The organism is Acidithiobacillus sp. YTS05 (genome assembly GCF_024396695.1).
Lineage (GTDB): Bacteria > Pseudomonadota > Gammaproteobacteria > Acidithiobacillales > Acidithiobacillaceae > Igneacidithiobacillus > Igneacidithiobacillus copahuensis.
This window is the reverse complement of record NZ_CP094359.1, coordinates 2,346,306-2,359,824: the sequence shown is the minus strand read 5'-3', so window position 1 is coordinate 2,359,824 and position 13,519 is coordinate 2,346,306. Positions and strand designations below refer to the sequence as shown.

Sequence of the window (13,519 nt, the reverse complement as noted above, 5' to 3'; positions counted from 1 at the left end):
CCAACCGGGTTATTGTCCCAGGAACAGCGGAAACAGGAGCCAGCCGAGACCGAGCAGCAGCATTCCCGCAGCGGCATACAAGCGCAGGATGGCAGGTTGCCAGAGCGCCAGACTGCGTTGCTCGTGCGGGTGACGCCAGAGACTGGGCAGGTAGTAGGCGAAGGACAGGGCGCTGCCCAGGATGAGCACGATGGCAAGACCCCAGACCTGGGCGTGGATATCGGCTACCAGGACGCCAAGTTTCACAAAAAAGCCCAGGGTCGGTGGCATCCCGGCAAGGGACAACAGGCTCACGGCGAGCAGTCCTGCGGCCAGCGGTGCCTGCTGGCGCAGGTGACGCCAGGGAATTTCGTCAGTTCCCTCAGGCAGGCTGAGCAAAGGGCCAAAAATTCCCATATGCATCAGACCGTAGACCACGGCGTAGAAGGTGGCGATGATCAGGCCCAAGGGGCCAGCGGCGAGGGCAGCGAAAAAATAACCGGCGTGCGCAACCGCCGAGTAGCCGAGCAGGCGACGGAAAGACGAGGTGCGCCAGGCAAGCAGGTTGCCGATGACCATGCTGAGCACCGCCAGGGCCAGATAGGGCAGGAGCCAGGTGCCAGAGACCCCGGCCAGATTGATCAGCACTCCCATGATGGCGACCTTGCCCACCGCCCCCAGGTACAGCACCGCCGGGGTTGGCGCTCCGGCATAGATATCCGCCACCCAGGCATGAAAGGGGGCGACCGCCAGCTCAAAGCCGAGGGCGGCGAGCAGCAGGATAAAGCCCAGGCGCGCGGCGAAGGTGCCGTTGATCGGCCCCAGCGGTGGATTCAGGGCGAGGTCACCATTCCCCAGGTAGATCAGGGCGATACCCAGGGCAAAGAGGGCCGAGGCGAGGGCTGCCAGCAAGGCATATTTCATCGCGGCCTCAAGGGCGCGGGACGAAGAGCCGGGCCAGACAAAGAGCGCAAAGAACGGCAGGACCTGCAACTCCAGGCCGATGAACAGACCGATCAGCTCATCACTGCCCACCAACAGGAGCGCTCCCAGCAGCACACTCAGGCAAAGTCCGGTAAAGGCCCCGGGCATGCGTTGCAGCAAAGGATGACGGGCCAGGAGCAGAAAGAGCACGGCACTGGCCAGGCCCAGATAGGTGCCGAGGATCGTGGCGCTACTGTCCCAATAAAAGCCCTGGCCCAAGTCGAGGCGGCCATGCAATACCAAGGCAGTGGCGCCGAGGCTACCCAGCACGCCCCAGTACGGGGCAAGACGGCCGAGGCGCGGATGCAGATCGAAGAAAAAGGCCAGGAGGGCGGCAATGGCAACGGCGATCGGCGCCCACAGCGTCGAACTAATGACCATGCGCACCCCCGATCAGCAATGGGCTGTGTACCGGCAGGAGCTGGGCAAAATCGCTGAGCAGGGTTTGGCTCCCCAGACCCAAATAGAGGCTTGCCGCGCCCAGAAGCAAAAAAATCCACCATTCCCGCTGGGCGAGGTCGGCGATCTGCGCCGGCAGTCGCGGATTGATCTGCCCGAGCATGCTGCGTTCATAGGCGCGTAGGAAGACCACCAGGTTGACGATCATGCCCAGGGTGGCGATGCCCGCCCAAAGCGGCAGGACGCGGAAACTGCCGAGCAGGGTCAGGAACTCACCAGGAAAGTTCCCCAACCCGGGCAGGCCCAGGGCCATCAGGAAAAACAGCAGGGTCCAGGCACCGAAGCGTGGCATGCGCCGGAACAGTCCACCCAGACCCTCCCAGTTGCTGCCAAGGCCCCGCGCCTCGAGTACGGCCAGCACGGTAAAGAGTCCGGCGGCGAGGACGGCATGGGCGATGCTGAGAAAGAGCGCGCCGCTCCACGCTTGCTCCTGTAGGGCGAAGATCCCGAGGGCAACGAGGTTCATGTGGCTGACACTGCTATAGGCAACGGTCTCGCGCAGCTCGCTGGTGCTGAGGGCGAGGAAGGCGCCGTAGAGGGTGCCGATGGCTGCCAGGATGATGCCGGCGGGACTGAAGAGTAGCGCCCCCTGGGGCAGCAGGGGCACGGCCCAGTGCACCAGCCCATAGACGCCCGCCAGCACCGTCGCCCCGGAAAGAAAGAGGGCGGCAGCGGGAGCGCTTTGCACATAAGCTCCGCGTGCCCAGCCGTGCAGAGGAAAAAGAGGGAGCTTGACCCCGAGCCCCGCCAGCATCCCCAGAAAGAGCAGCAGTTGGATCTGTCCGGAGAGGTCACTCCCACTCAACTGGATCCAGGAAAAATCATAGATACCGGTGCTGTTGCCACGATTGAGGTAAATGGGCAGGACTGCCAGCAGCAGAAACAGCGAGGCGGTTACCGTATACAGGAGAAAGCTCAGGGCGGCGCGTCGGTCTTTTTTGCCGCTGCGCAGGATCAACCAAGCCGCCGCTAGGGCGACGATCTCGTAAAAGATGTAGAAGCCGAGGAAGTTGTTGGCAAAAAAGGTGCCCATCAGGGCGCCCTGCAGTACCGCCAGAATCCGTGCCAGATGCAAATACTCGTCATGGCGCCACTGCACGGCTAGGGCGACGGGCAGGAGCAGGGCAGTCGTCAGGGCAAAAAGATCCGCCAGGGGATTGGCCTGCAGCTGCCACAGGGCACCGAGGAGGGGAAGATGAATGGCCACCACGGCGGAAGGATCGCCCGCCAGCAGGGGAATGCAGAGCAGGATCTCCGCCAGCGCGCCCGCAATCGTCAGGGCAACGGCCGAGCGCTGCGCCAGGCTCAGCCACAGGGCGATGCCCCAAGGTAGCAAGACCAGCAGCGAGACGATCATAGGGGCCAGCTCCAGATCAGCAGCAGGAGGAGCAGAAGCCCGGCAATCATGCTCACGGCATACCGGCTTGCCAGCCCATTTTCGCCGCGAGCCAGGGCATAGGCCGACAGGCGCAGGCCGTCGCGCAGCCCTCCCTGGGCCAGTCCCTGCACGCCCAGGTTCTCGACGCCACCTCGCAGGAGTCTGCCCAGGGCGTAGAAAGGGGCAGGGAAAAGGCGCAGGATCGTGCCGTCGATCCACCAGCCGCTGGCCAGAAACCGCCAGCGACTGAGACCGCGGCCGGCACGCTCGCGCCGTGCTGCCCAGTAACCGAGTGCGATACCCAAAAAGGTGGCCAATGCCCCCACCAGGGTCAACAAGCCTCCCTCCAGCCCGATTGGGCGCGGCGGGAGTCCCAGCTCGGGGGCCAGCCAGTGCACCCAGAGGTGCGGTCCAGGCCAGCCGGGCGGAAACTGCAACCAGCCAATGCCAATGCTTGCCGCCGCCAGGAGGGCCAGGGGGATCTTCATCCCCCAGCCCATCTGATACGGCCCTTCCAGTTCCGAGGGCTTGCCCTCGAAGACCAGAAAATACAGACGGAAGGCGTAACCCGCCGTCAATACCGCGCCGCTCAGGCCGAGGGCGTAAGGAACGCCACCGCCCGCTACCAGGAAGCTGGCGTTGATGATCGCGTCCTTGCTGTAGAAGGCCGCAGAAATCAGAGGCACGGCGGCGAGCGCAAAGACCCCGGCGAGAAAGGTCCAGCGCAGGAAGGGCTGGCGGTATTTGAGCCCGCCCATATGGCGGATGTCGTGATCGTCGGCGTAGATCAGGATGATGGCGCCGGAGGCCATGAACAGCAAGGCCTTGAAACAAGCGTGCACGAGCAGGTGAAAGAGCCCGAGGCTGGGGGCACCGATGCCCACCCCCATGAACATATATCCCAGCTGACTGATGGTGGAATAGGCGAGGACGCGCTTCACGTCGACTTGTGCCAGACCGCAGGAGGCTGCAAAGAATGCCGTCCAGGCGCCGAGCACGGCAATGGCCTCGAGCATGCCGGGGACGGCAGCAAAGAGCCCCAGCAGACGGATACAAAGGTAGACCCCAGCGGTCACCATGGTCGCCGCGTGGATCAGCGCGGATACGGTGCTCGGGCCGGCCATGGAATCCGGAAGCCAGATATGGAAAGGGAACTGCGCCGACTTCGCATAGGCGCCGATCAGGATCAGGATGCTCGCCGCCAGTAAGAGGGCAGGCGCAGGTTGCGCCGTGACCAGAGGTAGAAGGGTACTGATGCTCAGGGTATGGTACTGGGCAAAGAGCAAAAAGATGCCCAGCAGCAGTGTGGTATCACCAATGCGGGTGACGACGAAGGCCTTGCGCCCCGCCCAGGCATTCTCCGGTTCGCGGTACCAATGCGAGATCAATGCATAGGAACACAGACCCACGGTCTCCCAGCCCAGATAGAGCAGCAAGAGATTGTTCGCCATGGTCAGGATGAGCATGCCGGCAACGAAGAGATTGAGATAGAAATAGTAGCGTCGCTCGCCGTAGTCGCCGCGCAGATATTGCTGGGAAAACAGGTGAATCAGAAAACCGACGAAACTGGCGATGGAAATCATCACCAGGGTCACGTCATCCACCCGCAGGGTCAGATCCACACGAAAATCGCCCACCGCCATCCAGGTCCAGAGCCGATCGAGCAGGGCGGGCTCGGCGCCCGGGCCGAGCCAGATAGCGAGTACCACCAGAGAAGAAAGTAAGGGCATGGTGGCGGCCAGGCGTCCACACCAGCGCGGCCCGAGCCGTTCGCCAAAAAGGGCGTTGATCAGGGCGCCGAGTAGGGGAAAGCCCGGGATGAGAAAGAGCCATTCAGTCATCTTGCTTCTCCCGTTCGCGCAACAGACGCAGGCCATCGACGTTGAGGGTGCCGAGTTCCCGGCGGACGCGCAGCAGCAAGGCGAGGCTTGGTGCCAGGGCGGCGCCGCTCAGGGCCATGATGAAGAGCGCCAGTACCTGACCGCTGATGGCGTGCCAGCGGGCACCCCCCGCCAGAGCCACCAGCAGGGCGGCGTTGAACAGCAGTTCTGCCCCGAGTAGCCAGAAAACCAAGCTGCGACGCAGCAGGATCAGGGCCAGACCCACAAAGAAGAGCAGGGCGGCGGCAGCCAGGGCGATCTCAATCATGATCTTTCTCCCCGGCGTGCAAGACCAGTACTGCGCCAATGACCACAAAGAGCAGCACCGCTACCGCTTCGCTCCACCATAGATTGGGACCGAAGAGGGCACGCCCCAGCAGGGCCGGCCCCAAGGCATGGATCGCAGTGGTGATGGGTTGCTGTTGCCAGAGCAGGGCCGCCAGCGCCAGGGCGAAGGCCAGCAGCAGCAGGGCGCCAAGGGGCCAGCCGCTACGCCAGCTCTGGCGGGCGGCGGCGGCCCGGGCCTCGGGCCCGATGAGCATGAGGGTAAAGAGAAACAGCACCAGGATGGCGCCCAGATAGAGTAGGATCTCCATCGCCGCCAAAAAGGGCGCACCGAGCAGATAAAAAAGGATGGCGAGGATGCCCAGGGCGGCGGCAACGGCGACTACCCCGTACATGGCGTCGCGCAACAAGAGCACCCCCAACAGCAAGGCGGCGAGCACGACGAGCAAGAAAAAGCCGAGGAAGATCATGGCAGGTTGCTCCGCGGATCGCAGTTTCTCGGCTCTGGGAGGGCTTGGGTGCGTACGCCGGCGTGGTCGTAATAGCGGTACTCGGGATGCTTGCCGGTGCCGTCGATGAGCAGGGCCTCTTTGTGGTAGACGAAATCACCACGTTCGGTCTTGGCAAAGGCGAATTCCGGCGAAAGCTGGATCGCTACCGTCGGACAGGCCTCCTCACAGAGTCCGCAGTAGATACAGCGGGCAAAATTGATGCGAAAGCTCTGCGCAAAGCGGCGACCATTCGGGCGATCTGCCCCTTCCAGGGCAATGCAGTGCGTTGGGCAGACCGCCGAACAGAGTTCGCAGGCCACGCAGCGTTCCTCGCCATCGGGATCGCGGGTCAGGATCGGGCGACCGCGCCAGCGCTCGCCCAGTTTGGGCTGCTGCTCCGGATATTGCAGGGTGTCCCGGCGGCGAAGCTGTCGCAGGGTCGTCCACAAGCTCGCCAGCAGGCCGTGCCACAGTCTCATAGCGTCCCCCACAGGGCGGCGGCGATGGCCGTCAGCAGCAGATTGAGGATGGCCAGCGGCAGCAAGGCGTTCCAGCCCCAATGCAGCAACTGATCGTAGCGTGGCCGGGGCAGGCTGGCGCGCAGCCAGAAAAAGATCCCAATGACGAAGCCGGTCTTGAGCAGCATCCACAACCAGCCCGGCAACCAGGGACCGCTCCAGGCACCCAGATAGAGCAGGCTGATCAGGGCGGCGATGAGCACCAGCCCAAGATACTCTCCCAGGAAGAAATAGCCGAAGCGCATACCACCGTACTCGGTGTGATAACCGGCGACGAGCTCACTCTCTGCCTCCGCGAGATCAAAGGGCAGACGCTGGGTCTCGGCAATGCCGGCAATGAAAAAGATCAGAAAGCCCAGTGGCTGATAGACGATCAGCGGCACCGGTTGACCCGCCGCACCGAGCCCCTGCAGGGCGAGACTGCCGGCCAGCAGGACCAGGGCGAGCAGGGCAAGGCCCATGGGCAGTTCGTAGCTGATCAGTTGGGCCACGGCCCGGATGGCACCATAGAGGGCAAACTTGTTGTTGGACGACCATCCCCCAAGAAATACCCCGTAGACGTGCAGGGAGCTGAGGGCCAGGATGAGCAGAAGACCGATCTCCCAGTCGCCCGCCCAGGAAATGCCCGGGGCCAGGGGAAGCACGGCAAAGCCCGCCAAGGCACTGAAGGCGACCAGAATTGGGGCCGTGCGATAGAGCAGGCCGCTGGCAAAAGGCGGGACGAAATCCTCCTTGCAGAGCAGCTTCAGCGCGTCGGCCAATGCTTGCCCAACTCCCAGAGGACCCAGGCGGTTGGGCCCCAGGCGATTTTGCAGCAGGCCCAACACCCGCCGTTCGGCAAAGACGAGAAAGCCAGCAATGCCCAGCAGCACCAGCAGGGTGACGAACATGGCGACGATTTGCGCAAAGAACAGCATCAGTCCAGCCACTCTGGATCGACGCCGTCGCCCGGGCGCAGGCCCAGGAAAACGAGTTCAGCACGCGGGATGGCGAGGACCTTCGCCGCCATGTCCGGCAGTTCGCGCAGCGGCAGGGTTCGGCTCGTGCCATCAGCGGCGCGGAGTCGCACCTGTCGTGCCTCTTGCTGCCCGGGAGCGATCCAGGCAGCACTGGCGGGGGCCAGGCTGTGCAGTTCCCGCGCGCCGTTGGCGAGCTCTTCCTCGCTGTAATGGCTGAAGCGGCAAACGCTCCAGCCCTGGTCCGTGGCGCGGGGTGGGGGCGCCGAGTGCAGACGGAAGCGGGCGCGCAGCTCTGCGGGCAGAAACACGCCAGGGTCCCCCGGCCGAGGTTCGGAACGCAGCAGAAAATCACGATGGAAGCGCAGACGCTCCTGCCAGCGTTCGGAAAGCCCGAGGCGCTCGGCAAGGGCGCGACAGAGCTCTACGGGACTGGGCAGGAGCTCCTCGCGCAGGGCACCCCCCGCCGCCAGCGGGAACGGCCCCAGCTCCGAGCGCCAGTGACGCTCTTCCCGGGCCGGGGTGTAGGCCACTGCCGCCGCTTGCAGCCGCCCCTCACCGTTGTAGTACAGCCCCGGGCGCTCGCTCAACGCCGCGCAGGGCAGGGTCAGCCAGGCATCGTCCCAGGATAGGCTGCGGCGGTGATCGATGAGGCTGAGATCGATGTCGCCGTGGCTCCGCCACCAGGGCCCATCCATTTCCTGCGGGTCCTGGCCGAGGGCCAGCAGATGGTCATAGTCGTGCCCGGCAAGGGCAGTACGCAGACGGCTGGCGTGACCATCGACGGCGTAAAAGGAGGCGCCCGGAAGGTTGCCCTGGCGATAGACCGGCAGGATGCCACTGCCATCCGGCCAGGTGCCGATTTCCCGGCGCAACAGGTGCAGAAGTTCGGGCCCCACCGACTCGCTGTCGATGAGCAGCAGGAAAGGCCGATGATGGCGTTGTCCCAGCCAGTCCCAGGCAGCATCGAGCAGATCCGCCGGGGGTAACAGACGATCCTCGCCAGCCAGCGCCGTCAGTGGACTGGGCAGGCAGCGCAGGAGGCTGATGGCCGCGCCGCGGTCGTGCGCCGCGCGCAGAAACAGAGGCAGGGTGGGCGCGACCCGATCCACCGCGCCGATGACGAGAATCTCTGCATAGGCGGAAATCCTGGCCGGTGCCGGCGGGTGTGGCAGGGCCAGGATCTCGCGTGCCTTGGCTTCCTCCCAGGGCTCGAAAAAGGCGGCGAAGGGGGCATCGAGGACACGCGCGAGGGCAAAGAGGGCCAGATTGCTGTCGAGATCCTCTCGCGGCGAGCCGAGGAAGGCGCTACGCCCTTCCGCCAGGCGTGCCGCCAGTCGGTCGAGGACGCTGTCGACATCCTGGCGGCGCCCCCCGGCCTGGGCCTGCCGCGGCCGATCCTCGGCGGCGACGTAGCGAAAGCCATAGCGTCCCCGGTCACAGAGAAAGTGCGGATTGATTTCGCCATGGGAGCGCTGGCGGACGCGCCGCAGGCGGCCGCGGGCGGCACCGGGTCGGGTATTGCAGCCGATACTACAGTGTGGGCAGATGCCGGCGCTTTCTTCCAGATCCCAGGGGCGCAGGTAGTCCTGATGGTAGACCTTGTCGGTAAACACCCCGGTGGGGCAGACCTCGGCGAGATTGCCGGCGAGGGGGCTTTCCAGTGGACCATCCTCCAGACGACCGAAAAAGACCCGATCGCGTGAGCCGAAAACGCCAAAGTCTTCGCCGCCCGCCAGATCCTGATAGAAACGCACGCAGCGATAGCAGGTGATGCAGCGATTCATCTCCTGACGGATCAGGGGACCCAGCTCCTGGCTCTGGTAGCGGCGCTTTTCTGGTTCGTATTCGCGGTAGGCATGGCCACTCGCCACCGTCATGTTCTGCAGATGGCACTGGCCCCCTTCGTCACAGATCGGGCAATCATGGGGGTGGTTGCGCATCAGCAGTTCGCTGATCAGTTGGTGTTCGTGCTGTACCTTGGCTTCTGCTCGCCCCAGTTGCAGATCGCGGCTGGCGGGCAGCAAGCAGGCCATGGTCAGGCGCGGGGGATGCTTGCCGTCGTGGGGATAGACCATCACCCCGCACTGGCGGCAGGCTCCCAGGCTGCCCATGGCCGGATGAAAGCAGAAATAGGGGATGCTGCTTTCCTGCCGATGTGCGAGGACGGCCTCCAGGACATTCTGCCCCGCGCGGAAGGGGATCGCCTCGCCATCCAGGTAAAAGACCTCAGCCATGGCGCACCGCGTAGGGACAATGCCCTTCTTGCACATGCGTGGCGATCTCGTCGCGGAAGATCACCATCCCCGATAGCAGCGGCATCAGGGCACCCGGGGCCAGGGCACAGAAGCTGTTGGGGGCGATCTCCTTGCCCAGAGTTTCGATTTTTTCGAGATCGCGCATTTCGCCTTCTCCTCTTTCGATCCTCTCCAGTAACCATAGCAGATAGGGCAGGCCTTCGCGGCAGGGGGTGCAAAAGCCGCAGGATTCGCGGGCGTAGAAGCGGGTGGTGGCGACGAGAAAATCGAGGGGGCAGTGTTGATCATCCAGGACGATACAACCACCGGTGCCCAGGCGCGAGCCGATTCTCGCCATGGCATCGAAATGCATCGGGGTGTCGAAATCCTGGGGCTGGACGAAGGGCGTCGAGGCGCCCCCGGGCAGTACGCCGCGAATTTCCCGTCCTGGCAGCGGCCCGCCCGCATGTTCGTAGAGAATCTCGCGCAGGGTCGTACCCATGGGTAGCTCAAAGAGCCCCGGCTTCTGCACTGGCCCACAGACGCTGTAGAGCTTGGTCCCCACCCCGCCATTGGCCCCCCAGCCCTGATAGGTCTCGACGCCCTCGCGCAGGATCCCAGGCAACTGGGCAAAGGATTCGGCATTGTTGACGGTGGTGGGTTGCTGCCAGAGTCCTTTCTGGGAGATGTGGGGTGGTTTCTTGCGGGGGTTAGGGCGGCGTCCCTCGATGGCGTTGAGGATGGCGGAGTCCTCCCCGCAGATGTAGCGTCCGAGGGAGAGATGGATGTCCAGTTGCAGCCGGCCGGCGGGCAGGTCCAGCAATTTCGCCGCCTCGGCAGCGGCCAGGGCGCGGGCGAAGACCTCGGCACCGGCCGTATATTCGCCGCGGATGAAAATGACCGCCTCCTGCACCCCCAAGGCATGGGCGGCGATCAGCATGCCTTCGAGAATCTGCTGGGGGGCACCAAAGAGCAGGGCGCGATCCTTGAAACTGCCGGGCTCGGTCTCATCCAGGTTACAGACCAGATAACGGGGCTCGGGGGCATCGAGGCCGCGCAGGCGCCATTTCACACCGGTCGGAAAGCCCGCGCCACCACAGCCGCGCAGACCGGATTTTTCCACCAGGGCAATCAAATCTGCCGGAGACATCTGCAGCGCCTGCGTGAGCCCTTGGTAGCCCCCCACGGCGCGATAGGCGTCGAGATTGGCCGGATCGTCACTCGCAAAGAGCATACTGAGGGGCTGAATGCTCATGACTCGCGCTCCCAGCCCTGGAGTAGCTGGCGCAGGGCCTCGGCGCTGAGGGGCGCAACCGTGTTCTTGCCATCGACAAAGGCCGCTGGCGCGCGCTCGCAGAGGCCCAGGCAGACATGCGGCAGGACGCTGTAGTGCCCGTTGCTCTGGCCGAGGGGCACGCCGCTCTGCGCCACCGCCATCCGCAACAATCCGGGTGCGCCGGCAAGATGGCAGGCGATGCTGTCACAGATGCGCAGCACATGGCGTCCGGGATCCTCGCGCAACACCAGGGGATAAAAGGTGCAGAGTTCCTCCACCCGCACCGGGCTGATGCCGCAGAGACGCGCTACCAGCTGCAGTCGCTCGTCATCGATCCAGCCGTGTTCCGCCTGCAGGATGCGCAACAGATCGCAGACGGCGGCCTCCGGATGGCTGCCCGCATGTTCCACCACCTGCTGCAAGCGGCTGAGCAGGGTTGTGGGTACGCTTTCAGCGGTCGAGGTCGGCGAGGACATAATCCAAGGATCCAATACTGGCGATGAAGTCGGGAATGGCGAGACCCTGCCCCAGCTCGGTGATCATCTGCACATGCGGAAAGGAGCCTGTGCGCACCCGCAGGCGCTGCGGGCGCGGGCCACCATCGCTGCAGACAAAATACCCCAGCATCCCGCGCGCCGACTCCCCCAGCCCCAGGGCCACCCCGGCGGGTGGGCCAAATTCCGCCGCCATCTGCTCGAAGTGGTGGATCAGGGTCTCGATGTCTTGCAGGGTGCGGTCCTTGGGCATCAGCGCCTCGGCAGCATCGCGCGCGAGCACCGGGCCGGAGGGCATCATCCTCAGCAGCTGGCGCAGGATAGTGATGCTCTCGTGAATCTCTTCCAGGTGCAGGGCGGTGCGGCTCCAGGCGTCGCCGTCGCTGGCGGTGGGCACGGCAAACTGCAATTGCGGATAGAATCCGTAGGGTTCGGTTTTGCGCAGATCCCAGGCGCTGCCGGTGCTGCGCAGGACGATACTGGTCGCTCCCCAGCGCTCGGCCATGGCGGTACTCACCTGGCCAATGCCGCGGGTGCGGGCGCGGAAGATGTCATTATCGATGCTGAGCGCTTGGGTATCGCGCAGGCCGGCTTCGACGCGATCAAGGACTGGGCGCAGCTTTTCTTGCCAGTCCTCCGGCAAATCCTCGGCTACCCCGCCAATGCGAAAAAACTGCGGATGCAGGCGTCCGCCGGTGAAGTCTTCGATCAGATCGAGGAGCAGGGAGCGGTCGCGAAAGGCATAAAACGCCGGACCCATGGTGCCGAGGTCATTGCCATAACTGCCCAACCAGACTAGATGCGACTCGATGCGGCAAATCTCTGCCAGCAGGGTGCGGATCCCTTCGGCGCGTTCGGGCACGCGGATGTCCGCCAGGGTCTCGACGGCGCGCAGGTAGGGCCACTCGCCGAGTACGCCACCCAGGTAATCGACGCGATCGGTATAGGGGATGAAATTGTGGTAGCTGTGTCCCTCGGCAATTTTTTCGACGCCGCGATGGTGATAGCCGATGTCGGGATCGACGCTCACGACGCGCTCGCCGCGCAGACGCAGGCGATAGCGCAGGATGCCGTGGGTGCCGGGATGGTGCGGCCCGACATTGAGCAGCATTTCTCCTTCGCCGGGGGCGTCTTCGGGATTGTAGACGGCGAGCTGCTCCTGCAGGCAGCCGCGCTCAAAGCGCAGGGGCGGGCGCTCGGTGGCGCGGAGAGGCTCGGCCTTGCGCAGGGGGTGTCCCTCCCAGTCTGGGCTCAGCAGGATGCGACGCAGATCGGGATGCCTGGTGAAGACGATGCCAAAGAGGTCATAGATCTCCCGCTCATACCAGTTGGCCGCGGGATAGATCGCACAACAACTGGGCGCCTTTTCGCCCGTCAGGGACACACGCAGACGCAGCCAGTCGCCGGGCTGCAGGCTGTGCAAGTGGTAGATCAGGCAGAGCTGACTTCCGCTTGCAGTCTCCTCTTCCCGCGCGGTCAGGTCGAAGAGAAGGCGCATGGCGGGCTCGCGCTCCTGCCGGAGGTAGGCCAAGGCGGGGAGGATCTGACTTTCCGGTAGCCAGAAATCCGGCAGCTCGTCGCGCGCGTCACCGGCAGGATGAGCGGCGAAGCGGCGCTGCAGGATCTCGGCGAGCAGCATCAGTTCTCCTGCGCCAGAACCCGGGCCGGGCGGGCGCGAATCTTCCGCTGCAAGAGCAGCAAGCCATCCATCAGGGCCTCGGGGCGCGGCGGGCAGCCCGGCACGTAGACATCCACCGGCAGGATCTGATCGAGCCCCTGTACCACGCTATAGACGTCATACATACCCCCGGAATTGGAGCAGGAGCCCATCGAAATTACCCACTTGGGTTCCAGCATTTGCTCATAAAGTTCGACGATCATCGGCGCCATCTTGGCAAAGACGGTACCGGAGCAGATCAGCACGTCCGCCTGCCGTGGCGAACTGCGGATCACCTCGGCGCCAAAGCGGGCCAGGTCGTGTCGCGGGGTAAGCGCCGCCACCATCTCGATGAAGCAGCACGAGGTGCCAAAGTTGAGCGGCCACAGCGAACCAGCGCGACTCCAGGCAATGATCTCATCCAGTCGTCCGGCAAAGAAGGCCAGTGGCCCACGCTTCATGTCCATCGTAGGCCTCCCATCGCCCATTCGTAGAGCCAGCCCAGGGCAAGAATGACGAGAAAGGCGATCCCACCCCAGAGTGCCGCCGGTGGCAGACCATGAAAAGCGACCGCCCAGGCGTACAGAAAGGCGCCTTCGAGCTCAAAGACCAGGAAGGAAACCGCCAGCAGATAAAAACGAATGGGAGTAGCGGGATGCGTGGCCGTACTGACGCCCAGGCCGCTTTCGAAAGGGATGTCCTTGTTGCTACTCGGATGGCGGCCGCCCAGGTAGCGTGCCAGCATCAACAGCCCGAGCAACAGGCCCAGTGCGAGCAGGGCAAATACGGCAACGGCGGCGGCATGGTGCAGGGGCATTCGGCTCTCCTTGCGACTTTGCTAAGAGTATAGTCAAGAAAAACGTGCCTGGCAGATCCGTCGCGCCGAGGCCTGGGATACGGATCTAGGCAAAGAAAATCGCCCACG

Annotated in this window: 13 protein-coding genes; all 13 read right to left on the bottom strand. The window is 64.3% G+C overall.

Annotation, left to right across the window (positions count from 1 at the left end):
• Nucleotides 1-9 precede the first annotated feature (9 nt).
• Genes MQE22_RS11645 through MQE22_RS11585 form a run of 13 tightly spaced genes read right to left on the bottom strand, consistent with a single transcriptional unit; the run spans nucleotide 10 to nucleotide 13,411 of the window.
• Entirely contained in the window at nucleotides 10-1,344 is a 1,335-nt protein-coding gene (locus MQE22_RS11645) for an NADH-quinone oxidoreductase subunit N (protein WP_215873075.1), read from the bottom strand.
• Nucleotides 1,334-2,779 carry a complex I subunit 4 family protein gene (locus tag MQE22_RS11640; RefSeq protein WP_215873074.1) on the bottom strand — a complete coding sequence of 482 codons (1,446 nt, stop codon included), beginning with the start codon at nucleotides 2,777-2,779 and terminating at the stop codon, nucleotides 1,334-1,336. The genes MQE22_RS11645 and MQE22_RS11640 overlap by 11 nt, the downstream gene beginning before the upstream one ends.
• The gene (gene nuoL / locus MQE22_RS11635) at nucleotides 2,776-4,641 is read right to left on the bottom strand and encodes an NADH-quinone oxidoreductase subunit L (protein ID WP_215873073.1); all 1,866 of its coding nucleotides are present in this window, start codon (nucleotides 4,639-4,641) and stop codon (nucleotides 2,776-2,778) included. Before nuoL ends, MQE22_RS11640 begins: the two co-directional genes overlap by 4 nt.
• On the bottom strand, nucleotides 4,634-4,948 hold the full coding sequence (locus MQE22_RS11630) for an NADH-quinone oxidoreductase subunit NuoK (protein ID WP_215873072.1): 315 nt from the start codon (nucleotides 4,946-4,948) through the stop codon (nucleotides 4,634-4,636). The genes nuoL and MQE22_RS11630 overlap by 8 nt, the downstream gene beginning before the upstream one ends.
• Nucleotides 4,941-5,435 (bottom strand): NADH-quinone oxidoreductase subunit J family protein, encoded by a 495-nt coding sequence (locus MQE22_RS11625; RefSeq protein WP_215873071.1) that lies wholly within the window; start codon nucleotides 5,433-5,435, stop codon nucleotides 4,941-4,943. The genes MQE22_RS11630 and MQE22_RS11625 overlap by 8 nt, the downstream gene beginning before the upstream one ends.
• Nucleotides 5,432-5,935, bottom strand: coding sequence for an NADH-quinone oxidoreductase subunit NuoI (nuoI, locus tag MQE22_RS11620; protein WP_215873070.1), 504 nt, complete (start codon nucleotides 5,933-5,935; stop codon nucleotides 5,432-5,434). The genes MQE22_RS11625 and nuoI overlap by 4 nt, the downstream gene beginning before the upstream one ends.
• Nucleotides 5,932-6,903 (bottom strand): NADH-quinone oxidoreductase subunit NuoH, encoded by a 972-nt coding sequence (gene nuoH / locus MQE22_RS11615; protein ID WP_255789749.1) that lies wholly within the window; start codon nucleotides 6,901-6,903, stop codon nucleotides 5,932-5,934. Before nuoH ends, nuoI begins: the two co-directional genes overlap by 4 nt.
• The gene (locus MQE22_RS11610) at nucleotides 6,891-9,167 is read right to left on the bottom strand and encodes a 2Fe-2S iron-sulfur cluster-binding protein (protein WP_215873069.1); all 2,277 of its coding nucleotides are present in this window, start codon (nucleotides 9,165-9,167) and stop codon (nucleotides 6,891-6,893) included. Before MQE22_RS11610 ends, nuoH begins: the two co-directional genes overlap by 13 nt.
• On the bottom strand, nucleotides 9,160-10,422 hold the full coding sequence (locus MQE22_RS11605; RefSeq protein ID WP_226827833.1) for a complex I 51 kDa subunit family protein: 1,263 nt from the start codon (nucleotides 10,420-10,422) through the stop codon (nucleotides 9,160-9,162). The genes MQE22_RS11610 and MQE22_RS11605 overlap by 8 nt, the downstream gene beginning before the upstream one ends.
• Nucleotides 10,419-10,919, bottom strand: a complete 501-nt coding sequence (locus MQE22_RS11600; RefSeq protein WP_215873068.1) for an NADH-quinone oxidoreductase subunit NuoE family protein — start codon at nucleotides 10,917-10,919, stop codon at nucleotides 10,419-10,421. The genes MQE22_RS11605 and MQE22_RS11600 overlap by 4 nt, the downstream gene beginning before the upstream one ends.
• Nucleotides 10,894-12,576, bottom strand: coding sequence for an NADH-quinone oxidoreductase subunit D (locus MQE22_RS11595; RefSeq protein WP_215873067.1), 1,683 nt, complete (start codon nucleotides 12,574-12,576; stop codon nucleotides 10,894-10,896). The genes MQE22_RS11600 and MQE22_RS11595 overlap by 26 nt, the downstream gene beginning before the upstream one ends.
• Nucleotides 12,576-13,061 carry an NADH-quinone oxidoreductase subunit B gene (locus MQE22_RS11590; protein ID WP_215873066.1) on the bottom strand — a complete coding sequence of 162 codons (486 nt, stop codon included), beginning with the start codon at nucleotides 13,059-13,061 and terminating at the stop codon, nucleotides 12,576-12,578. Before MQE22_RS11590 ends, MQE22_RS11595 begins: the two co-directional genes overlap by 1 nt.
• The gene (locus tag MQE22_RS11585) at nucleotides 13,052-13,411 is read right to left on the bottom strand and encodes an NADH-quinone oxidoreductase subunit A (protein ID WP_215873065.1); all 360 of its coding nucleotides are present in this window, start codon (nucleotides 13,409-13,411) and stop codon (nucleotides 13,052-13,054) included. The genes MQE22_RS11590 and MQE22_RS11585 overlap by 10 nt, the downstream gene beginning before the upstream one ends.
• Between the last annotated feature and the right edge of the window lie 108 nt (nucleotides 13,412-13,519).